Below are 23089 nucleotides of genomic sequence, written 5' to 3' on the forward strand. Positions count from 1 at the left end.
ATGCCGCGTACGCCCTTGATCTTCTCCATGATCAGATTGAGGTCGGCGTCGAGCTTGGGATCGTGGAACACGAAAACACCGTCCTTTGACCGCTCCTTGACCACCTCGTCGACGCGCTGGTTCACGTCGGTTTCGGTGAAGGTCTTGGCGGGCCCCGATGTGGGCGAGGATGCCGCGGCCTGCTTCGTGGCGAAGAACTCGCGCGCCTTCTGGAGGTTGCCGGCCGGGTCCTTGAGGAAGGCCGCCTTCGACTCCTCGCTCGAGAAGCAGTAGACGCGCCCGTCGCTGTCGATCCAGTTGACCGAGCAGTCGGTCTTGGCGGTCTGGCCCTCTGCAAGACCCATGGCGCAGTAATCGTCGAACTCGCCCTTGACCGGGGCCGGTGTCGACGACTGGTTCGCCGGCGTTTGGTCGGCCGCCATGGCGGCCGAGCCGAGGCCAAGGGAAAACATTGCCGCAATCGCCGCTGAGTACGCGAGCGAGAGGAGGGGCCGGCTTGCGAGAAGCTTTGACATGTCTTTGAATTCCTTGAACGTTTCCTGGGGGATTTGTTGTTGTAATTCTAGCGCCTTACGCTGTGAGAATCTGTAACTCAAGTCACGTTTCCGACCTAGATCACCCGCTCGCCGCCTCCCCGCTGCCATAGCTCGCGAGCGCCGAGCGGTTCTTCACCTCGATCTGCCCGCGCGACGCCTGCACCCATCCCAGCCGCTCCCATTCCGAAAGGTAGCGGCTGATCACCTCGCGCACGCTGCCGAGATCGAGCGCGAGCTGCTGGTGCGTCTTCGCCACGACACCCTTGGCGTCGGCCTCGGCCAAGAGGCGGCGCGCGAGCCTGAGATCGAGGCTCGCGAAGGCCACCTCGTCGACCAGCATGATGAGGCTCGAAAGCAGGTCGCCGTAATTGTCGAGCACGTATTTGCGGAAGCGCTGCGAGCTGCTGAGCAAGCGGTGGAAGTTGCTGGCGGGGAGGGCGGCGAGCAGGACGTCGGTCTCCGCCGTGCTCTCGGCCGGGAAGGGGCTTCCCGCCATGAGGCAAGAAGTCGTGAGCACGCACGTCTCTCCCGGTCCCACCTGGTAGAGCAGGATCTCGCGACCCGACTCCGAGGTTTTGAACACGCGCGTCTGGCCTTCGATGCACATCACGTAGTTGTGGCAGGTCTGCCCCTGCCGATAGGCGATGTCGCCTTCGCGTAAGCGGTTGAACTGCGTCGCGCCGATGAGCTCGCTCTTATGCTCGTCTTCGAGCTCGGTCAGTTCCGGAAAGGCGGCGAGCCAGCGCGAGATCAGATCGTTGTTGGGCATCGGCGGCACATGTCTTGAGACCCCGCCCAAGCCCCGGGATCGCAACGGCCCGAAAGCTTGAGGAAGGGGCGGGCGGCGATCCACCCCAGGATATGGGAACAAGCGGCGATCGGGGCAAGGATATGGGAACAAGCGGCAATGAGGCTATCAAAATGGCGTTACGACGCCGTGGCGGCCGCGAGCAGGACGGCCAAAAGGGAAGGGGACCCTCGCCCGGGATCGAAGGCCGCCTTATCATCGCCCGCGTCCGGCCCCGCCCTCGCCGCGGGCGCGACTTGACGCCTGCGCGGCAAACGCCCTTATTACTCCCGTCAGCAGGCCGGATGGCCGCTCTGCCCAAGTATTGCGTAAGGGCGGAGAGGAAAGTCCGGGCTCCAGGAAGCACGGTGCCGGATAACCTCCGGCGGGGGTGACCCCAGGGACAGTGCAACAGAAAGCAGACCGCCTCGCATCACCGGAGACGGAGACGCGCGGTAAGGGTGAAAGGGTGCGGTAAGAGCGCACCGCGTCCTTGGTAACAAGGGCGGCACGGCAAACCCCACCGGGAGCAAGACCGAATAGGGACGGCGCGGCAGGGAGACCTGCCAGTCTCGCTTCCAGATGAGCCGTCCGGGTTGGTTGCACGAGGCGCGCCGCAAGGCGCGTCCAAGAGGAATGGCCATCGCCGCGTAGAGCGGTACAGAACCCGGCTTACAGGCTTGGTGACATGATTTGGCCGGCGTGCGGGTGATCCCCGCACGCCGGCCTCCAGTTTTCTGGCTTCAGCTTTGCGCCTATGCCGCGAGGCGCTGCGCCTTCGCAAGGTCGAAGCGGTCGGCGTTCATCACCTTGGTCCAGGCCGCGACGAAATCCTTCACGAACTTTTCCTTCGCGTCGGCGCAGGCGTAGACTTCCGCGAAGGCGCGGAGCTGCGAGTGCGAGCCGAAGATCAAGTCGACACGCGTGCCCGTCCACTTGACCGCGTCCGTCTTGCGGTCGCGGCCCTCGTACACGCCTTCGGAGCCGGCGAGCGGCTGCCAATACGTGCTCATGTCGAGCAGGTTGACGAAGAAGTCGTTGGTCAGCTTGCCCGGGTCTTTGGTGAAAACGCCGTGTTTGGAACCGCCGGCGTTGGCGCCAAGCACACGCAGGCCGCCGACGAGCACGGTCATTTCCGGCCCCGTCAGGGTCAAAAGTTGGGCTCGGTCGACCAGCGCCTCCTCGGGCCGCATGAACTGGAGCTTCTTGCTATTGATATAGTTGCGGAAGCCGTCGGCACGCGGCTCGAGCGGCGCGAAGGATTCGACGTCGGTCTGTTCCTGCGAGGCGTCCGCACGGCCCGGCGCAAAGGGAACCTTCACGTCGATGCCGGCGTCCTGCGCCGCCTTTTCGATCCCGGCCGAGCCGCCGAGAACGATGAGATCGGCAAGCGAGACCTTCTTGCCGCCGCTTGCCGTGGCGTTGAAGTCCTTCTGAATTGCTTCCAGCTTCGCAAGCACTGTCTTGAGCTGGGCCGGCTGGTTCACCTCCCAGTCCTTTTGCGGGCTGAGGCGGATGCGTGCTCCGTTCGCGCCGCCGCGTTTGTCGGAGCCGCGGAACGTCGAAGCCGAGGCCCAGGCGGTGGAGACCAACTGCGAGACCGTGAGGCCGGAGGCGAGAATCTTCGCCTTCAGCCCCATAATGTCCTGCTCGCCGATCAGCGGATGATCCACAGGCGTGACCGGATCCTGCCAAATCAGGACCTCTTTCGGCACGAGGGGACCGAGGTAGCGGGCGATCGGACCCATGTCGCGGTGCGTAAGCTTGAACCATGCACGGGCAAAGGCGTCCGCAAACTGGTCCGGATGCTCATAGAAGCGCCGTGAAATCTTTTCGTAGATCGGGTCGTATCGCAGTGAGAGATCCGTGGTGAGCATGGTCGGCACGTGCTTCTTCGCTGGATCGTACGCATCGGGAATCGTCGCCTCGGCGTCTTTCGCCCGCCATTGATAGGCGCCCGCCGGACTCTTCTCGAGCTCCCATTCGTATTTGAACAGGTTGTCGAAGAAGTGGTTGCTCCACTTCGTGGGGGTTTGCGACCAGGTGACCTCGGGGCCGCCGGTGATGGCATCGGCGCCGCATCCCGTGCCATGTTTGCTCTTCCAGCCGAGGCCCTGATCCTCGATGGCGCCGCTTTCGGGCTCGGGACCGACGAGTGATGGGTCGCCTGCGCCATGGGTCTTGCCGAAGGTGTGGCCGCCGGCAATCAGCGCGACGGTTTCCTCGTCGTTCATCGCCATGCGGAAGAAGGTCTCGCGGATGTCCCTGGCCGCGGCAATCGGGTCCGGATTCCCGTTGGGACCTTCCGGGTTGACGTAGATGAGACCCATCTGCACCGCACCGAGCGGTTCCGCGAGCTGCCGCTCGCCGCTGTAGCGTTCGTCGCCCAGCCACGTTCCCTCGGGACCCCAGTAAAGCTCTTCGGGTTCCCAGACATCGACCCGGCCGCCGGCAAAACCGAACGTCTTGAAGCCCATCGACTCGAGTGCGACGTTGCCGGCAAGAATCATCAGGTCCGCCCAGGAGATTTTCCGGCCGTACTTCTGCTTGATCGGCCACAACAGCCGTCGCGCCTTGTCGAGATTGGCGTTATCCGGCCAGCTGTTCAGCGGGGCGAAACGCTGCTGACCCGCTCCGGCGCCGCCGCGGCCGTCGGTGATGCGGTAGGTACCGGCGCTGTGCCAAGCCATGCGGATCATCAACCCGCCGTAATGACCGAAGTCGGCCGGCCACCAGTCTTGCGATGTCGTCATCAGCGCGGTCAGATCCTTGATCACCGCGTTGAGATCGAGCGTCTTGAATTCCTGCGCGTAGTCGAAATCCTTGCCCATCGGATCGGACAAGGACGAGTTCCGATGCAGCATCTCGATGCTGAGCGCATCTGGCCACCAGTCGCGGTTCGAGCGCGCGCGTGTGCCTCCCGAAAATGGGCACTTTTCCGCGCCTTCGTCAGTCTTAGCGTCCATGGTTCGCCTCCAATCGTGTAATCGTTTACCGCGTCTTAGCCGCGCCGAGTGGCGGCACATTGAGTGCGGCGCACAATAAGTGCAAATCGAATTTGCCTATCGCGGTGATAAGACGCGCTTATGTCGCCGGGGGTCAGACGCCGCTCAGTCGTTGAGGAAGGACTGAAGCAGCTCGAAGGTCGTCTCCGGCTGCTCCTCCTGCGGCATGTGCCCGCAATCCGGGACGAGGCGCAGGGTCGAGTTGGGTAGCGCCCGCCTGAGCTTGAGCCCGATCTCGAGCGGCACGATGCGGTCGTGATCGCACCACAGGATGAGCGTAGGCAGAGTGATCGAGCTGTAGCTCTCGGCGATGGTGTCGATGTCGTCCGGCATGATCTGCCGGGCGCTATAGATGATCGCGTGCTTGCCCGCCGCGGTCTTGAGCGGAGCGGCATAGGTCTCGACCTCCTCGGGGTCGATCTTGTCGTCGTCGAAATAGGCGATCTGGAGCGCCACGCGCGTCTGCACCGTCGGCGGGACCATGCGCACGCCGAGATGCGAGACGAACGGCATGTCGAGCAGGCGGAAGAATACCGGAATGTGCTGCGGGTAGGCGATCGAGTCGAGCAGCACGAGCTTCTTGATGCGTCCGGCAAGCCGCGTGTCGTGATCGAGCGCAAGTCTGAGCGCCACGCCGCCGCCGAACGAATGCCCGACGATGGTGAGGTCGCGCAGATCGTGATCCTCGATGAACTGGGCCAGCAACTCGGCCTGGTCGAGCACCGAATAGCGCTCGTCGAAGGGCTTGTCGGATTGGCCGAAGCCTTTGAGATCGACCGCGATGACCCGGTGCTTGAGGACGAGGGCGGGGATGATGTACCGCCACGTGTAGCTGCTCGTGCCGAAGCCGTGGATGAGAAGCACGGGCGGCCCCTGGCCCTCGTCTTCGTAGAACAGCTTGACCGGAGCGTCTGGCGGCCCGAGCCGCGCATAGGGGCCAAGGATCGGGGCATCGCCCGCGTCGAGCGCGCACGAGCCGAGGGCGAACGCAATCGCCGCAAGGAGGATTGTTGCCGCGAGCCGCCGCTTACCCATCCGTCGCAATCGGACTCCGTCTCAATCGGGGCGGAGAAGCCGGTTCGCGGACTGGCGCGCTTCGTGCGGCGCCATCGCGAATCCCTGTTGGTTCTGCTCCGATCCCCGTTCGCTTGCCGTTGTAGCGCGCTTCGCTCCGCGCCGGCAATCGGGCGATGGTTAACGCGAAGTGAAGCCGAATTGCGCCGCCCTCGCGGAAATTTTCCCACCGCCGATGGTACTGCTCCCGCGTCTTTCCATTGACGCCCATAAAATCCCATGCTATCCCATGATTGCCCGTTCGGTGAGTACATGGGAGAGGCTGGCTGCGCTTCCTACGAGGCCACGGGGGGATCTGCGCCGCCTCTCCCATTTTTTCCCCGCATGGGTGTCTCGGGGCTCGGCAGCGGGTCGTGAGACGTGAGGGTCGCAAGACCCGAGGGGCCACGCGCCCAAGCCTCATCAGTCACTCGTCGGTCGGGGCGCGCATGAGGGGGAGATGGACCAGTTTGTGTCCACATTTACCAATAAGATCGACACCAAAGGCCGCGTTTCGGTCCCGGCTTCTTTTCGCACGGTCCTCGCTAAAGACAGCTTCGACGGCATCTACTGCTATCCGTCGCTCGACGCCCCTGCGCTCGATGCGGGAGGCAAGAGGCTGGTCGACAAGATCAACGCCCTCGTCGAAGACCTTGCACCTTATTCTGACGAGAAAGACCAGCTCGCGACTGCTCTCTTTGGTACGAGCGAGATTCTCACCATCGACCAGGACGGACGCACCATTCTCAGCGAGCGTCTGTGCGAGCACGCCGGCATCACCTCTCATGTCACCTTCGTCGGGCTCGGCGAAAAATTCCAGATGTGGGAGCCAGGACGTTTCGAAGCTTATCAAGCGGAGGCTCGCCGAAAGGTGCGCGAGCTTCGCAAACTACTCGGCGCGGGGCGCCGCGGAAGCGGCGGGCCAGAGGGAGCACGGGAATGATGGCGGGTCGCGGCAGCAAGTCTGCCGCCGGCGGACCGGCCCGCCACATTCCCGTGATGCTCTCGGAGGTCCTCGCGGCGCTTGAGCCGAGGGACGGCGAGGTCATCCTCGACGGCACGTTTGGGGCAGGGGGCTACACCGAGGCCATCCTCAACGCCGCAGACTGCAAAGTCATCGCCATCGACCGCGATCCGGAAGCCTTTCGGGCGAGCCGCTCGCTCGTCGAGCGCTATCACGGGCGGCTCGTCACCGCGCCCGCCCGCTTCAGCGACATGGAACAGGTGGCCGCTCAGGAGACGGTTCGCGCCGTCTCCGGCATCGTGCTCGATCTCGGCGTCTCCTCGATGCAGCTCGACGAAGCCGAGCGCGGCTTCTCCTTCATGAAGGAGGGGCCGCTCGACATGCGCATGAGCATGCACGGCGCGACCGCCGCCGATGTCGTCAACACGCTCTCCGAGCAGGAGCTTGCCGAGATCATCGGCAAGCTCGGCGAGGAGCGCCGCGCCCGCGCCATCGCCAAGGCCATCGTCGCCCGCCGCGGCGAGAAACCGATTGCCACGACCACCGAGCTCGCCGAGATCGTGGCGCGCGTCCTTGGCCGCAAACGCGACGAGACCAAGCATCCGGCGACGCGCACTTTCCAGGCGCTGAGGCTCTATCTCAACGACGAGCTCGGCGAGCTCGGGCGCGGGCTTTCCGCCGCCGAACGCTTGCTGAAGGCGAGCGGGCGGCTCGTTGTTGTGACCTTCCATTCGCTCGAAGATCGCATCGTCAAGCGGTTCTTCGCCGGCCGAAGCGCCCCTCCGGCGCAGCCCTCGCGCCATCTGCCGCAAGCCGAAAGCCGGGCCTTGGCCCCGAGCTTCCGGCTTCTTAACCGCCGTCCGTTAGAACCGAATCAGAGGGAGATTGCCGCCAATCCGCGCGCCCGCTCGGCGCGGCTCAGAGCCGGCGAGCGCACCGCTGCCCCGGCCCATCCCCTCGACCTTGCCGCGCTTGGCGTCCCGCGGCTTGGCCTTTGCATCTGAGAAGGACGCTTTCGTTCGCGAGTACCAAGATGTTGCGTTTCGTGAATATCTGTCTCGTTCTGGGTCTCGTCGCGCTCGCCTATGTCATTTATCAGGTGAAATACGAGGCGCGGGCGCTCGATGAGGACATCGCCTCTCTCAACAAGGAGATCGACTCCGAGCGGGACTCGCTTGCCGTACTCCGCGCCGAATGGAGCCTGCTCAACCGGCCTGAGCGCATCGAGCGGCTCGCGGAAAAATATCTGAAGCTCGCCCCCATCCAGCCGCGCCAGCTCGTGACGCTCGACAGCGTGACCGATCGCGACTTCGTCCGTGCCCGCGAGGAAGTGGCTTCCGCGACGGTCCCTGCGAACGCGGCGGGGCCGGGAGCCAAGCCTCCAGTCAAAGCCCAAGCGTCCGCCACCGGTGCGGCCGAGGGAGCGCATGCAGCACATGACGCCGCCGCAGCGGCACCGTGGCCCCAGGCGAGCGTCACTCCCGTCCAAGCCTCGGCCCAATAAAGCGAGCCAACCGTTGCGCGATACCGCCAAATCGGATGCTGCTACGGCCCGCGCCGAGCGGGCCTATCTTGCGCGCTGCCGCTACCGCTTCCGGCTCGCCTGCCTCTCCTTTGCGATCGCCTTCGTCCTGATCGGCGGACGCCTCGTCACCCTCGGCCTCGCCGAAGACGAGCCCGCCTTGGGCAGCCTGCACGACATCTCCTCCACGGTGCACCGGCCCGACATCCTCGATCGCGGCGGCAGGCTGCTCGCCACCGACATCAAGGGCGCGACCCTCTATGCCGATCCCGCCAAGGTCATCGATGTCGACGAGCTCGTCGAGCAGGTGACGAGCGTGCTTCCCGACGTCAACGCCGCCGACCTGCGCGAAAGGCTGAAAGCAGGCAGGAGATTCGTTCGCATCAGGCGCGAGCTGACCCCGAAGCAGCAGGAGGAAATCCACGAGCTCGGGCTCCCCGGTCTCGGTTTCATCGAGGAGTATCGGCGGGTCTATCCCATGGGTCCGATCGCGAGCCACGTGGTGGGGCTGGTCGACGTCGATTCGAGAGGCCTCTCCGGCATCGAGAAGTTCATCGACGACAACCCGCAGCTCGCCATGTCGCATCCCGAGACCGCCTCGGGCGACGAAGCCGTCACCATCTCGCTCGATCTCGGCGTGCAGTACGTGCTGCGCGAGGAGCTCTCGAACGCCATGGCCACGTTCCATGCCAAGGCCGCGGCCGGCGTCGTCCTCGACGTGCATTCGGGCGAGGTTGTCGGTCTCGTGTCTCTGCCCGATTTCGATCCCAACCATCGCGAGCAGGCGCTCGACAAGGACCGGCTCAACCGGCTCGGCTTCGGCGTTTACGAGATGGGCTCGGTGTTCAAGGTGTTCACCGTGGCCGGCGTGCTCGATATGGGCCTCGCCAACATGCATTCGGTCTACGACGCCACGAGCCCCATCCACTATGCCTCCTTCACCATCAGCGACTTCCACGGCCAGCGCCGGCCGCTGAGCGTGCCGGAGGTGTTCATCTATTCGTCGAATATCGGCGCGGCCAAGATGGCGCTCCAGATGGGCGTCGACCGCCATCGCGCCTTCCTCAAGAAGCTTGGACTGCTCGATCGCGTGCCGACCGAGATCGGCGAGACCGCGGCGCCCATCGTCCCAGCGCACTGGCAGCGGCTCAACACCATGACCATCGCTTTCGGCCATGGCCTGTCGGTGACGCCGCTGCAGCTCGCGTCGGCGGCGCTTCCCCTCGTCAATGGCGGCTTCGCGGTCAAGCCGACTTTCCTGCCGCGCTCGCGCGAGGAGGGCATGGCCGACGCCCCCCGCGTGCTCAAGGCGCAGACGAGCGCCGCGCTGCTCAAGCTCATGCGGCTCAACGTTCTGAAGGGCACCGGCAAGCGCGCCAACGCCGAAGGCTATCGCGTGGGGGGCAAGACCGGCACCGCCGACAAGGTGGTGGGGCGGCATTATTCCAACTCTGCCGTGCTCACGAGCTTCCTGTCGGCGTTCCCGACCGATGCGCCCGAATATCTCGTGCTGGTGATGATCGACGAGCCGCAGCGGGTCGAGGCGACCCACTTCCAAGCGACCGCCGGCGTCAACTCTGCCCCGACCGCCGGCAAGATCATCGAGCGGATCGGGCCGATCCTTGGCGTCACCCCCCGCCGCGAGGACGATCAGCGCAAGTTTGACGCCAAGGTGCTCGCCTCCTATTAGATGACCCATCCCGTCCTTTGGGATGGCCAAGCCCTTGAGTTTCACGATGAAACGGGCCGTTTAGGGGTGGCGTGCCGGAAATGACTCTGGGTGAATTGATGGGGCCCGAGGCGAAGCTGCCGAAAGCCTGGGCATCCGTGGCGATCGCGGGCCTTGCCGCCGACAGCCGGCAGGTGAGACCCGGCTATCTGTTCGCCGCGCTTCCCGGCGTGAAGATGGAGGGCACCCGCTTCATCGACGATGCCGTCAAGCGCGGCGCTGCGGCCATCCTCGTTCCCCAAGGCGCGGCACAGTCCTCGGCCACGCTCCCAATTCTGGAAGACAGAGAGCCGCGCCGGCGCCTCGCTCTGATTGCTGCGCGCTTCTATGGCCTCCAGCCGAAGACGGTCGCCGCCGTCACCGGCACCAACGGCAAGACCTCGGTTGCTTCCTTCGTGCGCCAGCTTTGGGCCGGCCAGGGCTATCGCGCAGCAAGCCTCGGCACCGTCGGCGTCGTTGGCCCGCGCGGCACGCAAAACTTGAAGCACACGACGCCCGATCCGATCGAGCTGCACGCGATCCTCGCCGATCTCGCCAAGGACGGCGTCACCCATCTTGCCTTCGAGGCCTCGAGTCACGGCCTCCAACAGCGCCGCATCGATGGCATCACGCTTTCCGCCGGCGCCTTCACCAACATTTCGCGCGATCATTTGGATTATCACGACAGTTTCGAGCAGTATTTCGCCCAGAAGCTCCGGCTCTTCCGCGAGCTGTTGCCTCGGGGCGCCGCCGCCGTGGTCGATGTCGACAGCGAAGCCGGCGAGACGGTCGCGGCCGAAGCCAAAGCGCGCGGGCTTACGCTCTTGACCGTTGGGCGCGCCGGCAACGCGCTGCGTCTCGTCTCGGCAAGCCCGAACGGCTTCGCGCAAGACCTCGTCGTTGACCATGGCGGCGAGCGCTATGACATTCGGCTTCCGCTGGTCGGGGCCTTTCAGGCTTCGAACGCCTTGGTCGCCGCCGGCCTCGTCATGGCGACCGGCGGCGATGCTTCGACTGTGCTTCCGATGCTCGCAAATTTGCGCGGCGCGCTCGGTCGGCTCGATCTCGCCGGCAGCTCGCGCACCGGCGCGCCGATCTTCATCGACTACGCCCATACGCCCGACGCCCTCCTCAAGGCCCTCGACGCCTTGCGTCCCTATGTGGAGAACAGGCTCGTGGTCGTGTTCGGCTGCGGCGGCGACCGCGACAAGGGCAAGCGGCCCGAGATGGGGCGCGTGGCGGTAGAGAAGGCCGACATCGCCATCGTCACCGACGACAATCCGCGGAGCGAGGACCCCGCCGAGATTCGCCGCCAGGTGCTTGCCGGCGCGCGCGGCGCGCGCGAGATCGGCGACCGCGCAACCGCGATCGCTGAGGCTGTCGCCATGCTTGAGAAGGGTGACGTGCTGCTCGTCGCCGGCAAGGGACATGAGACCGGTCAGACCATCGGCACCGCCGTCATCCCCTTTTCCGATCACGAAGCGGTCGCTTCGGCATTGCGCGCGGAGGACGATGATGGCTGAGCCGCTTTGGACCGTCGGCGAGATCGTTAAGGCGACCGGAGGCTCATGTCTCGGCGATGCGGTGCGTCCCGTGACCGGCGTCTCCATCGATACGCGGAGCCTCGCGCCGGAAGAGGGCTTCGTCGCGATCAGAGGTCCCAACCGCGACGGTCACAGCTTCGTCGAGGGCGCCCTCAAAGGTGGCGCCGCTTGCGCCATCGTCGATCGAAGCTTCCCCGCGGGCGACGAGGAGAGGCTGGTGCGCGTGGGCGATACGCTCGAAGCCTTGAATGCTCTCGGACGGGCGGCGCGCGCGCGCGTCCAAGGTACCAAGGTGATCGCCGTAACCGGCAGCGTCGGCAAGACCGGAACCAAGGAGGCGCTGCGGCTCGCGCTCGCGCCTTCGGGTACGGTGCATGCCTCGGTCAAGTCGTTCAACAATCATTGGGGCGTGCCGCTCTCGCTCGCCAACATGCCGAAGGATGTTCGCTTCGGCGTCTTCGAGATCGGCATGAACCACGCGGGCGAGATCGACGCCCTGACGCGGATCGTCCGGCCGCACATCGCCATCATCACCACGGTCGCCCCGGTGCATCTCGGCTTCTTCCGTTCGGTCGAGGACATTGCCGACGCCAAGGCCGAGATCTTCCACGGGCTCGAGCCCCATGGCATTGCGATCATCAATCGCGACAGCCCGCATTACGAGCGGCTGAAGCGCCATGCCGAGCACCACGGAGCGAGCGTCGTCTCCTTCGGCGAAGCCGAGGGCGCCGATGCGAGGCTTCTCGCCGCCGAACTGAAGCCGGACGCGTCCGAGGTGAAAGTCGACATTCTCGGCGAGACGCTGAGCTATCGTCTCGGCGCGCCCGGACTCCACCTCGTGCATAACTCGCTTGCCGTGCTCGCGGCGGTGAAGCTTGCCGGCGCCAATCTGGGCGCTGCGGCGCGCGCTTACGCCGATCTACGCGCCCAGGCCGGCCGCGGCGACCGGATCGTGTTTCCGACCAAAGAGGGAAACATCGTCCTTATCGACGAATCCTATAATGCCAATCCCGCCTCGATGCGGGCTGCGATCGCTACCCTCGGACTCACGCCACGAAGCGAATTCAAGCGCCGCGTGGCGGTGCTCGGCGACATGCTCGAGCTTGGAACGCAAGGGCCGAAGCTTCACCGGGAACTCGCCGAGGTCGTTGACGGGGCGGGGGTAGATGTTGTCTTTGCCTGCGGCGAGCTGATGGGCTCGCTCTATCAGGCTTTGCCGGCAAGCCGCCGGGGCGCCTACGCCAAGACCGCCGAGGAGCTTGCGCCTTTGCTGACCGCGGGCGTGGGGCCTGGAGACGCGATCATGGTGAAGGGCTCGCTGGGAAGCCGGATGGGACCGCTGGTCGAAGCGCTGAAGCGGCGTTTCGAGATTGACGCCGGCGCGGCCTAGCGCGCTCGAAGGGGGAGAGGCGATGTTCTTTTGGCTGACGGAACTGACCCCCGAGTTCGCCGCGCTGAACGTCTTTCGCTACATCACCTTTCGTACCGGTGGAGCGCTCATCACGGCGCTGCTCTTCGTCTTCCTGTTCGGACCCCGCGTGATCCGGTCGTTGCGCGTGCGGCAGGGCAAAGGGCAGCCGATCCGCAAAGAGGGACCCGAGCGGCACCTGCTGCAGAAACAAGGAACGCCCACTATGGGCGGACTCATGATCCTGTCCGGCGTCACCGTCGCCGTGCTGCTCTGGGGCAATCTCCGCAATCCCTATGTGTGGGTCGTGCTCCTCCTCACCCTCGTCTATGGCGCCGTCGGCCTCTATGACGACTACCTCAAGGTGACCAAACAGTCGGTCCAGGGCTTTCGCGGCCGCATCAAGATCGTCATCGAAGCCGCCGCCGCCGTGGTCGCTGCGGCCGTCATCGCCAAAGTCGGCGAACCGCCGCTTGCGACCGAGCTCGCCATTCCCTTCTTCAAGAACGTCGTGATCGACCTCGGCTGGTTCTTCATCCCCTTCGGCGCTTTCATCATCGTCGGCGCGGGCAACGCGGTGAACCTCACCGACGGGCTCGACGGATTGGCCATCGTGCCCGTCATGATCGCCGCGGCGACCTTCGGCTTTATCTCTTATCTTGTCGGCAATGTGATGTTTGCCGACTACCTGCAAATTCACTTCGTCCCGGGCACGGGCGAGCTTGCCGTGATCTGCGGCGCCCTGGTCGGCGCCGGGCTCGGCTTCCTCTGGTTCAACGCCCCGCCCGCGCTCATCTTCATGGGGGATACCGGCTCGCTCGCGCTTGGCGGCGCGCTCGGCACGATCGCCGTCGCCACCAAGCATGAGCTGGTCCTCGCCATCGTCGGCGGCCTGTTCGTGCTCGAGGCGGTCTCGGTGATCGTGCAGGTGGCGTCGTTCCAGCTGTTCGGGGTGCGCGTGTTCCGCATGGCGCCCCTGCACCATCATTTCGAGCAGAAGGGCTGGCCGGAATCGACCGTGGTCATCAGGTTCTGGATCATTGCCGTGGTGCTCGCGCTTGCCGGCCTCGCCACGCTGAAATTGCGCTAAGTTCGATAACTATGATTCCCGTGAGGATCTTTGCCGGCCGCGACGTCGCGGTTCAGGGCCTCGGGTTGAGCGGAATCGCCACCGCGCGGGCGCTCGCGGCCGGCGGCGCCAAGGTCTTTGCCTGGGACGACACGCCCAAGGCCCGCGAGGCGGCCGAGGCCGCCGGTCTTGCGCTGAGCGATCTGACCGCGGCCGATTGGTCGCGTTTTGCCGCGCTTGTACTTGCGCCCGGCATCCCGCTCACCCATCCGGAGCCTCATTGGAGCGTGAAGATCGCGCGGCAGGCCGGCGTCGAGGTGATCGGCGACATCGAGCTTTTCTTCCGCGAGCGCGCGTCTCACCGAGCTCCGGGCAAGGCGGTCGTCATTACCGGCACCAATGGCAAATCGACCACGACCGCGCTGACCGCGCATCTTCTGTCTTCGGCCGGAAAGCGCGTGCAGCTCGGCGGCAATATCGGCAAGGCGGTGCTCGATCTCGAGCCGTTCGCGCCTGAGCTTACCTATGTGATCGAGCTGTCCTCGTTCCAGATCGACCTCGCGCCGAGCCTTAAGCCCGACGCTGCGGCGCTTCTCAACATCACCCCCGACCATCTCGATCGCCACGGCAGCCTCGCGAATTACGCGCGCATCAAGCGAGAGATCTTCGCGCATCTCGACGCCCATTCCACCGCCGTCATCGGCGTCGACGACGAGCCCTCGCGCGCCATCGCCGAGAGCTTGCGCGGGCCCTTTGCCGTCAAGCGCATCGCGGTCGGACGCCCGGTCCAGACGGGCGTTTGGGCTGAGGATGGCGTGCTCGTCGAGATGGAGGGTGGCAAGGAAGTGGCGCGCATCGATCTTGCCGGCATCGGCTCGCTTCGCGGCGCGCACAACTGGCAGAACGCGGCGGTGGCCTACGCGCTTGCCCGCTCGCAAGGGCTCGATCCCGACGCGATCGCCGCGGGGCTGAGAAGCTTCGCCGGACTGGCCCACCGCATGGAGCAGGTGGCCCGTAGAGGCAAGGTGCTGTTCGTCAACGACTCCAAGGCGACCAATGCCGATGCCGCCGGCAAGGCGCTCGCGAGCTTCACCGACATCTATTGGATCATCGGCGGCCGGCCCAAGGAGGGCGGGCTCGCAGGCCTCGAGCCGTTCTTCCCGCGCATCGCGCGCGCCTATCTCATCGGCGAAGCCGCCGAAGCCTTCGCGCGCCAGCTCGGCGATGCCGTGCCTTATACCGATTGCGGCACGCTCGACCGCGCCGTCGAGGCGGCGGCCTCCGATGCGAGCGCGTCGGCGGCAGAAGAGCCGGTCGTATTGCTGTCACCGGCCTGTGCCTCTTACGACCAGTTTCTCAATTTCGAGAAGCGTGGCGAGGCCTTTCGCCGGATCGTGATGGCACTCACGGGGGCGGAGAGCGTGACGCCCGTCGAGGGCAGGGCGGCATGAGGATCACCCGCGCCGAGCGCAGCGTGCTGTCCGACTGGTGGTTCACCGTCGACCGGCTGATGTTCTTCGCCCTTCTTCTTCTTATGGGGGCCGGGCTGGTGCTGTCCTTCGCGGCCAGTCCGCCGGTCGCAGCGCGCTACAATCTCGAGCCGTTCTACTTCGTGCGGCGCCAGGCGGCGATGCTGGTGCCGGCGATCGCCATCATGTTCGCGGCCTCAACGCTCAACCCGAAGCAGATCAGGCGCGTGAGCCTCGTGATCTTCCTCGCCGGCATCGCCCTGATGGCGCTGATCCTGGTCCTCGGTCCCGAGATCAAGGGCGCCAAGCGCTGGCTCGAGCTCGGGCCCTTCTCGCTTCAGCCGTCTGAGTTCGTGAAGCCCGCCTTCATCGTGCTCACCGCCTGGCTGTTCAACGAGGCGCAAAAGCGCCGCGACGTGCCGGGCATCGAGCTTGCCGTCGCGCTTTACGCCGTGTTCGCCGTGCTCCTCATCATGCAGCCCGACTTCGGTCAGACCCTGCTCGTCACCCTCGTGTGGGGGGCCCTCGTGTTCATGGCCGGGATCAATCTCGTGTGGATCGGGGCGCTCGGACTTGCCGGCGTCGTCGGCATCGTCTCGGCCTACTTCTTCGCGCCGCATGTCGCTTCACGCATCGACCGCTTTCTCGATCCGGCGTCGGGCGATACTTACCAGACCGACCGCTCGCTGGAATCGTTCCTGCACGGCGGCTGGTTCGGGCGGGGGCCCGGGGAGGGCACGGTCAAAGACGTGCTCCCCGATTCCCACACCGACTTCATCTTCGCCGTGGCCGCGGAGGAATACGGCCTGATCGCCTGCCTCGTGCTCGTCGCCCTGTTCGCCTTCATCGTGCTGCGCGGCCTGTCCAAGGCTTCGCAGGAGCCCGACGGCTTCATCAGGCACGCGATCGCCGGCCTGGTCATGCTGTTCGGGCTTCAGGCGCTCATCAATATGGCCGTCAATGTCGGCATGCTGCCGGCCAAGGGCATGACCCTTCCGTTCATCTCTTATGGGGGCTCATCTCTGCTTGCCATGGCGCTCACCATGGGCTTCGCTCTCGGCCTGACGCGCAAGCGGCCGATGGCGGGGCAGTTGAAGCGCAGTCCGTCCGCCGAATCCGAGGCCGAGGCGCAAAGCGTGAGGGAGAAGGCCGCGTGAGCATCCGCCCGATCCTGCTCGCCGCAGGCGGTACCGGGGGGCATCTCTTCCCTGCGGCGGCGCTTGCGCAAGAACTCGGCAGGCGCGGCTACTCGGTCGAGCTTGTGACCGACGACCGCGCCGAGAAATACGGTATCGACTTTCCCGCCCGCGCCATTCACCGCATCCCCTCGGCCACGATGACGAGCAAAAGCCCGGTTGCGGTTGCGCGCACCTTCTGGCAGCTCGGCCAGGGCTATCTCGACGCGCTCAACCTGCTTAAAGGGGTCGAGCCCCGCGCCGTGATCGGATTCGGCGGCTATCCCACCCTGCCGCCGATCTTCGCCGCGCGCAGTTTGAAGATCCCGACGGCGATCCACGAGCAGAATGCGGTCATGGGACGCGCCAACCGCCTGCTCGCGCGCTTCGTCGACCGCGTCGCTCTGTCCTTCCCCGAGACCAAGAAACTCCACCGCCGCGCGCAAGCCAAGGTGCGCCTCACCGGTATGCCGGTGCGCGATGCCGTAATCGCCTATCGCGACGTGGCCTATGTCGCGCCCGAACCGGCAAGCCGCCTGCTCATTCTTATCTTTGGCGGAAGCCAGGGCGCGCATTTCTTTTCCGAGTTACTGCCCCAGGCGTTGTCGCGGCTGCCGTCGCCGTTTCGTTGGCGGCTCACCATCGTACAGCAGGCGCGCGACGAGGATGTCGCCTCATTGCGCCAGGCCTACAAGGACATCAACGTCGCCGCCCATATCGCCACGTTCTTCCGCGACCTCCCCGAGCGCATCGCCACGGCCCATCTGGTGATTGCCCGCTCCGGCGCCTCGACGGTCGCCGAGCTGATGTCCATCGGCAGGCCCTCGATTCTCGTGCCCCTGCCGCACGCCCTTGACAACGATCAGCTCGAAAACGCTACTCGCGTCCAGGACGGCGGTGGCGGCTGGTGCATCAGGCAGGAAGACCTGACGCCCGAGCGGCTCTCGCGGGAGATCGAGCGGCTGTTCGGCGCGCCCGAGCTCTTGGCGAAGGCGGCGGCCAAGGCTAAGGCCATGGCCCAACCCTACGCCGTCAAGAAGCTTGCCGATCTCGCCGAGGAGCTCGCGCGAGAGAACCCGTAACCCGCGTTGTGGAGTTTCGCGCATGCATCTCCCGCACCCCGACGAGGCAGGCCTGTTCCACATCGTGGGCATCGGCGGCATCGGCATGAGCGCCATCGCCGAGGTGATGCACACGCGCGGCTACCGCGTGAGGGGAAGCGACCTCAAGGACGGCGCCAATCTCGAGCGCCTGCGCCGGCACGGCATCGAATGCCTGATCGGACACGACCCGACCAACGTAGAGGGGGCCGGCCACCTCGTGATCTCGAGCGCGGTGAAGGCCGGCAATCCCGAGTTCGAGGCGGCCAAGGAGCGCGGCATTCCCATTGTCCGCCGCGCCGAGATGCTGGCCGAGCTGATGCGCCCTTGCGCCACGGTGTCGATTACCGGCACGCACGGCAAGACCACCACCACCTCCCTCATTGCCGATCTCTTGAAGAGCGCCGGCTTCGATCCGACGGTGATCGCCGGCGGCATCATCAATGCCTGGGGCACCAATGCCCGCATCGGCAAGGGCGAATGGATGGTGGTCGAGGCCGACGAATCCGACGGGACGTTCTTGAAGCTTCCCACCCAGATCGGCGTCGTCACCAATATCGACCCCGAGCATATGGACTATTGGCCTTCGCTCGACGCCCTGCATCAGGCCTTTCGCCAATTCATCGAGGCGATTCCCTTCTATGGGCTCGCCGTCGCCTGCATCGACCATCCGGTGGTGCGCGAGCTTCTCGCCAAGCTCGGGGGGGCCGCCAACGGGCGCCGCACGCTTACCTACGGCGTGGCGCGCGACGCCGACATCAGGCTGATCAATCTAAGGCCCGACCACAACCGCATCACCTTCGATGCCGATCTCGGCCCGGCGGTGAAGGGCGGCGCGCGCAAGCTCGAGGACCTCACCCTGCCGGTGCTGGGTCATTACAATGCGCTGAACGCGCTCGCCGCGCTCGCCGCCGCGACCGAGGCCGGCGTGAGCGATGAGGTGATCCGGCAGACCCTTGCCGGCTTCTCCGGCGTGAAGCGGCGCTTCACCCGGGTAGGCGAATGGAACGGCGCCGCGATCTACGACGACTACGCCCATCATCCCGTCGAGATCGCCTCGGTGCTGCGCGCCGCGCGGCTCGCCGGCAAGGGGCGGATCATCGCCGTGGTCCAGCCGCATCGCTACACGCGGCTGCAATCCTTGTTCAACGAGTTCTCCGCCTGTCTCGATGATGCCGATATCGTGCTGGTCACGCCGGTCTATTCGGCAGGCGAGGCTCCGATCCCCGGCATCGACCGCGACGAGCTTGCCGCGGGTCTGCGCCGCCACGGCCATCCGCACGTGGTGACGATCGACGACGAGGCTGGTCTCGTGCGGGCGGTGGCCGACCTCGCCACCTCCGGCGATCTCGTGGTCGGCCTCGGCGCCGGCACCATCACCGACTGGATAAACGCTCTGCCGAGGCGGCTGGCCGAGCAGGAGGGAGCAGCGTGAGCGGCGTCGATCTCGAAGACCGGCTGGTTGCAAGTCTCCCGGAGCTGCGCGGCAAGCTGAAGTCGGATGCGCCCCTCAAGGACTTTACCTGGTTCAGAGTGGGCGGCCCTGCCGAGGTGCTCTATTCGCCGGCCGACGAAGCGGACCTCGCCTACTTCCTGGGCGCGGCACCCTCGGACATTCCCATCACCGTGATCGGGCTCGGCTCGAACCTTCTCGTGCGCGACGGCGGCATTCGCGGCGTCGTCATCCGTCTCGGCAAGGGCTTCGGCGAGATCGCGGTCGAGGATGGTCACCGGCTCCGCGTCGGCGCCGCTGTCCCCGACGTCAAGGTCGCGCGTGCGGCCGCCGATGCCGGCATCTCGGGCCTCTCCTTCTACCGCGGCATTCCCGGCTGCGTCGGCGGAGCGCTGCGCATGAACGGCGGTGCCCATGGCCGCGAGACCAGCGAAGTCGTGGTCGAGGTGCGCGCCGTCGACCGCACCGGCAAGGTGCGCGTGCTCCCCGTCGAGGACTTGCGGTACGAATACCGCCATTGCGGCGCGCCCGAGGACCTCATCTTCACCGAGGCCCTGTTCCAGGGCGAGCCCGGCGACCCCGCCAAGATCCTGGCCGAAATGGACGACATCGCCGCCTATCGCGAGCAGGCGCAGCCGATCAAGAGCAGGACCGGCGGCTCGACCTTCAAGAATCCTCCCGGCAAGAAGGCCTGGCAGCTCATCGACGCCGCTGGCTGCCGCGGGCTCTCGGTCGGTGACGCCAAGGTCTCGGAGATGCACTGCAACTTCCTCATCAACGAGGGCAACGCCTCGGGCGCCGATATCGAGGAGCTGGGCGAGACGGTGCGCGCGCGGGTGAAGGAGACAAGCGGCGTCGAGCTCGAATGGGAGATCAAACGCCTCGGCAATCCCCTCTGAGCGGCCGCCCTGATCTGGAGCAGCCCGGTCGGGAGTCCGAAGGCCGATTCCTAAAGCGTTCCGATTCAGCTAAGCCCTCCCAAGACCAAGCTACACAAGGGAGGGCACGCGCCATGCCGAAAACACCTCACGTTGCAGTCCTGATGGGCGGCTGGTCGTCCGAGCGGGAGGTGTCGCTCCGCTCCGGCGCGGCCTGCGCCACGGCGCTCGAGGGCGAAGGCTACCGCGTCACGCGCCTCGACGTCGGCCGCGACGTCGCCGCCCGGCTTGCCGAGATCAAGCCCGATGTGTGCTTCAACGCGCTGCACGGACGCTATGGCGAGGATGGCTGCATCCAGGGCGTGCTCGAGACGCTTGGGCTTCCTTATACCCATTCCGGCGTGCTCGCCTCGGCGCTCGCCATGCACAAGGAGCGGGCCAAGGCCGTGCTCGCGGCCGGCGGCGTGCCCGTGGCCGAGAGCATGGTGATCTCGCGCGCCGAGGCGGCCAAAGCCCACGCCATGAAGCCCCCTTACGTGATCAAGCCGCCGACGGAAGGATCGAGCGTGGGCGTCTTCATCGTGCGTGAGGACCAGCTGCACCCGCCCCAGGAGCTGACCAGCGCCGATTGGACGCTGGGCGAGGAGGTCATGGTCGAGCGCTATATCGCCGGCCGCGAGCTGACCTGCGCGGTGATGGGGGATGAGGCGCTCGGCGTCATAGAGATACGCCCGGCTGAAGGGCTTGCCTTTTACGACTATGACGCGAAATACGCTCCCGGGGGGTCAATTCATGTCCTCCCCGCGCCGCTTAAACCAAATGTTTACCAATTGGTACAGAAGCTGTCGCTAGCGGCTCATCGGGCACTGGGCTGCCGGGGGGTTAGTCGCTCCGATTTTCGATACGACGACCGGCCGGAAGGCACCGGGGAACTGATCTGCCTCGAGGTCAACACCCAGCCTGGCATGACGTCGACGTCTCTGGTGCCCGAGCTTGCGGCTCACGCCGGACGCTCGTTCGGCGAGTTGGTGCGCTGGATCGTGGAGGATGCCTCGTGCAATCGATAGGCTCCGTAAGGGGCGAGGCCAGGAAGAGGAGATCGCCTGACGCGCTGCTCAAGCGCGGCATCGCCGTTCCGCGGCGATCCTCGCGGGGCCTTCCCATGCTTGCGGGCGCCCGCAACCTCATCGCGCGAAGCCCGAGATCGGTGCGCCTCGGCAAGCTCGGCCGCGACCGCGTGCGCGGCAAATGGCTCCTCGTCTGCGTGCTCTTTCTCGCCAGCGCGCTCCTCTACGGAGCATGGATCGGCGGTCAGACCGGGCGGCTCGTCGATACGCTCGGCGGCGGCATCGAGAAGCTCGCCGTGGCCGCGGGCTTCGGCGTGAAGCGCGTCACCGTCGACGGCCAGCTCCACACCACCGACGCCGAGATCACCGCTGCGCTTCATGCCGGTCCCGACACCATGATGCTCGGCTACGATACCGACGCCGCCAAAGCGCGGCTCGAGGCCGTGCCCTGGATCAAGCACGCCCAAGTCATGCGGCTTCTGCCCTCCACGCTCCAGGTCGTCATCGAGGAGCGCGTGCCTTACGCCATCTGGCAGAGCCATGGTCAGACCTATGTCGTCGATGCCGAAGGCGTGACGCTCGCGCCGGCTTTGCGCGAGGCTTATCCCGAGCTTCCGCTCGTGGTCGGCGACGGTGCGCCCAAAGCGGCGCCCGCCCTTTACCAGGCGCTCATGCCCTATGGCGACCTGAAGCAGAAAATGATCGCAGCGATTAGGGTGGGTGACCGCCGCTGGACGCTGAAGCTCGCCTCGGGCCTCGAGGTCATGCTGCCCGACGACAATGTCGATGAGGCGCTCGCCTCTCTCACCAAGCTCGACGCGGAGAAGGCGCTGCTCAAGCGCAACATCGCCTCGGTCGACTTGCGGCTGCTCGACCGCGTCACGGTCCGGCTGCGCGACGACCCCGACGGCTCGCCGCCGACCGCCGAAGCCGCGCAAGAGACGCCGACATCGAGCACAAAGACGCCCGGCAAGGGCAAGACGTGAAGCAAGGGGCAGGGGGATGGGATACACCACCACGATCAGGAGCAAGCGCCAGCGCATCGTCGCCGCGCTCGACATCGGCACGAGCAAGATCTGCTGCCTGATCGCCAAGACCTCGCCGGCGCCTGAGTGGTTCGAAGGCAAGGGCGAGGCAGTGCAATTCGAGGTCCTGGGCTGCGACCACACGCGCGCCGAGGGCCTCAAAGCCGGCATGATCGCCCATCTCGACAGCGCCGAGCACTGCATCCGCCAAGCGGTCGATTCCGCCGAGCGTATGGCCGGCGTCACCGTCGAGGACGTGCACGTTGCTGTGACCAGCGGGCGGCTCAAGAGCGAAAGCTTCTCGGCGAGCGTGGCGCTCCCCTCGGGCGCGGTGCGCGACGAGGACGTGATGCGGCTACTCGCCGGAGGGCGCCAATACGCCGCCCGCGACAAGCGCACCGTGCTGCATGCGCTGCCGATGAGCTACCGTCTCGACGACAATGGCGGCATCAGCGAGCCGCACGGCATGTGCGGCGAGCGTCTGTCGGTCGACCTTCACACCGTCACCGCCGACGAGGTGGCGATGCGCAACATCATGCTGTGCGTCGAACGCTGCCATCTCGGCGTGGCGAGCCTCGTCGCCGCCCCCTATGCCAGCGCGCTCTCGGTCCTCACCGCCGATGAGGCGAAGCTGGGCGCCGCGGTGATCGATTTCGGCGCCGGCACCACCACGCTCGCGGTCTTCGTCGACGGTCATTTCATTCACGCCGACGCCATCGCTCTCGGCGGCAACGCCATCACCACCGACATTGCCCGTTCGCTCGCCGCCCCGATCGAGCACGCCGAGCGGCTCAAGACGCTGCACGGCAGCGCCTTCGCCACGCTTTCCGACGAGCGCGAGATCATCACCTATCCATGCGTCGGCGGCCTGGCGCAAGGAAGCCTCAACCAGATCACCAAAGCGCAGCTCGCCATCATCATCCGCCCGCGCGTCGAGGAGATCCTCGACCTGATGCGGCGCCGGCTTGCCGCGAGCGGCATGGCGGCGGAGGTCACCCAGCATCTCGTTCTGACCGGAGGCGGAAGCCAGCTCACCGGCCTCGCCGAGCTTGCCGCCAACATGTTCGGGCGTCCCGCACGGCTCGGCCGGCCGCGTGGCATGAGCGGCCTGCCCGCCGCGGCGGGGGCCCCCGATTTCGCGGCCGGCATCGGCCTTCTTCTGCATTGGGCGCGTGGCGACGACAAACTGAGCACGCGCGCCGAACAGCGTTTCTTGCGTACCGGCACTGGCTACTTCGCGAGAGTCGGAGAGTGGATAAGGGACAATTTCTAGTCGGACGAGTGAGGCTCGATGCGTGCGCATCGCGGGGACGCGCAGCGAGGAGC

General features: G+C 66.0%; 18 protein-coding genes, 1 other RNA gene and 1 pseudogene. 16 read left to right on the forward strand and 4 right to left on the reverse strand.

Going from position 1 to position 23089, the window contains the following annotated elements; genetic code table 11:
* Positions 1–515 (reverse strand): annotated as a pseudogene (locus VFB18_RS03015) (hypothetical protein); the annotation flags it as partial.
* A gap of 100 nt (positions 516–615) precedes the next feature.
* A complete protein-coding gene (locus VFB18_RS03020; RefSeq protein ID WP_324970902.1) occupies positions 616–1305 on the reverse strand; it encodes a Crp/Fnr family transcriptional regulator in 690 nt (229 codons plus the stop codon).
* Between the two features lie 311 nt (positions 1306–1616).
* On the opposite strand from VFB18_RS03020, the gene rnpB reads away from it, so the two are divergent.
* Positions 1617–2014, forward strand: an RNA gene (rnpB, locus tag VFB18_RS03025) — RNase P RNA component class A.
* A gap of 64 nt (positions 2015–2078) precedes the next feature.
* On the opposite strand, the gene katG is transcribed toward rnpB, so the two are convergent.
* Positions 2079–4289, reverse strand: coding sequence for a catalase/peroxidase HPI (katG, locus tag VFB18_RS03030; protein ID WP_324970903.1), 2211 nt, complete (start codon positions 4287–4289; stop codon positions 2079–2081).
* Between the two features lie 144 nt (positions 4290–4433).
* On the reverse strand, positions 4434–5363 hold the full coding sequence (locus VFB18_RS03035; RefSeq protein WP_324970904.1) for an alpha/beta fold hydrolase: 930 nt from the start codon (positions 5361–5363) through the stop codon (positions 4434–4436).
* A 478-nt stretch (positions 5364–5841) separates the two neighbouring features.
* Between VFB18_RS03035 and mraZ the strand changes: the two genes are divergently transcribed.
* The 15 genes from mraZ (at position 5842) to ftsA (ending at position 23036) form a co-directional block, all read left to right on the forward strand.
* The gene (gene mraZ / locus VFB18_RS03040) at positions 5842–6324 is read left to right on the forward strand and encodes a division/cell wall cluster transcriptional repressor MraZ (protein WP_324970905.1); all 483 of its coding nucleotides are present in this window, start codon (positions 5842–5844) and stop codon (positions 6322–6324) included.
* A complete protein-coding gene (gene rsmH, locus VFB18_RS03045) occupies positions 6321–7349 on the forward strand; it encodes a 16S rRNA (cytosine(1402)-N(4))-methyltransferase RsmH (RefSeq protein ID WP_324970907.1) in 1029 nt (342 codons plus the stop codon). Before mraZ ends, rsmH begins: the two co-directional genes overlap by 4 nt.
* A gap of 29 nt (positions 7350–7378) precedes the next feature.
* Positions 7379–7849, forward strand: a complete 471-nt coding sequence (gene ftsL / locus VFB18_RS03050; RefSeq protein ID WP_324970908.1) for a cell division protein FtsL — start codon at positions 7379–7381, stop codon at positions 7847–7849.
* A 13-nt stretch (positions 7850–7862) separates the two neighbouring features.
* Positions 7863–9557 (forward strand): penicillin-binding protein 2, encoded by a 1695-nt coding sequence (locus tag VFB18_RS03055; RefSeq protein WP_324970910.1) that lies wholly within the window; start codon positions 7863–7865, stop codon positions 9555–9557.
* 80 nt (positions 9558–9637) lie between these two features.
* Entirely contained in the window at positions 9638–11098 is a 1461-nt protein-coding gene (locus tag VFB18_RS03060) for a UDP-N-acetylmuramoyl-L-alanyl-D-glutamate--2,6-diaminopimelate ligase (protein ID WP_324970912.1), read from the forward strand.
* Entirely contained in the window at positions 11091–12509 is a 1419-nt protein-coding gene (locus VFB18_RS03065; protein ID WP_324970914.1) for a UDP-N-acetylmuramoylalanyl-D-glutamyl-2,6-diaminopimelate--D-alanyl-D-alanine ligase, read from the forward strand. Before VFB18_RS03060 ends, VFB18_RS03065 begins: the two co-directional genes overlap by 8 nt.
* Positions 12510–12531: 22 nt before the next feature.
* Positions 12532–13617 carry a phospho-N-acetylmuramoyl-pentapeptide-transferase gene (gene mraY / locus VFB18_RS03070; protein ID WP_324970916.1) on the forward strand — a complete coding sequence of 362 codons (1086 nt, stop codon included), beginning with the start codon at positions 12532–12534 and terminating at the stop codon, positions 13615–13617.
* Between the two features lie 11 nt (positions 13618–13628).
* On the forward strand, positions 13629–15047 hold the full coding sequence (gene murD / locus VFB18_RS03075) for a UDP-N-acetylmuramoyl-L-alanine--D-glutamate ligase (protein WP_324970919.1): 1419 nt from the start codon (positions 13629–13631) through the stop codon (positions 15045–15047).
* Positions 15044–16222: a putative lipid II flippase FtsW gene (gene ftsW, locus VFB18_RS03080; RefSeq protein WP_324970921.1), complete on the forward strand. Its 1179-nt coding sequence runs from the start codon at positions 15044–15046 to the stop codon at positions 16220–16222. Before murD ends, ftsW begins: the two co-directional genes overlap by 4 nt.
* Positions 16219–17322 (forward strand): undecaprenyldiphospho-muramoylpentapeptide beta-N-acetylglucosaminyltransferase, encoded by a 1104-nt coding sequence (murG, locus tag VFB18_RS03085; protein ID WP_324970922.1) that lies wholly within the window; start codon positions 16219–16221, stop codon positions 17320–17322. Before ftsW ends, murG begins: the two co-directional genes overlap by 4 nt.
* 22 nt (positions 17323–17344) lie before the next feature.
* Positions 17345–18775 carry a UDP-N-acetylmuramate--L-alanine ligase gene (gene murC, locus VFB18_RS03090; protein WP_324970924.1) on the forward strand — a complete coding sequence of 477 codons (1431 nt, stop codon included), beginning with the start codon at positions 17345–17347 and terminating at the stop codon, positions 18773–18775.
* Positions 18772–19692, forward strand: a complete 921-nt coding sequence (gene murB / locus VFB18_RS03095; RefSeq protein ID WP_324970926.1) for a UDP-N-acetylmuramate dehydrogenase — start codon at positions 18772–18774, stop codon at positions 19690–19692. The genes murC and murB overlap by 4 nt, the downstream gene beginning before the upstream one ends.
* A gap of 113 nt (positions 19693–19805) precedes the next feature.
* Positions 19806–20738 (forward strand): D-alanine--D-alanine ligase, encoded by a 933-nt coding sequence (locus tag VFB18_RS03100; protein ID WP_324970928.1) that lies wholly within the window; start codon positions 19806–19808, stop codon positions 20736–20738.
* Positions 20726–21724 (forward strand): cell division protein FtsQ/DivIB, encoded by a 999-nt coding sequence (locus VFB18_RS03105; protein ID WP_324970930.1) that lies wholly within the window; start codon positions 20726–20728, stop codon positions 21722–21724. Before VFB18_RS03100 ends, VFB18_RS03105 begins: the two co-directional genes overlap by 13 nt.
* 16 nt (positions 21725–21740) lie before the next feature.
* The gene (gene ftsA / locus VFB18_RS03110; protein ID WP_324970931.1) at positions 21741–23036 is read left to right on the forward strand and encodes a cell division protein FtsA; all 1296 of its coding nucleotides are present in this window, start codon (positions 21741–21743) and stop codon (positions 23034–23036) included.
* Positions 23037–23089: the final 53 nt, after the last annotated feature.

It is taken from the genome of Methyloceanibacter sp. (genome assembly GCF_035650995.1).
Lineage (GTDB): Bacteria > Pseudomonadota > Alphaproteobacteria > Rhizobiales > Methyloligellaceae > Methyloceanibacter.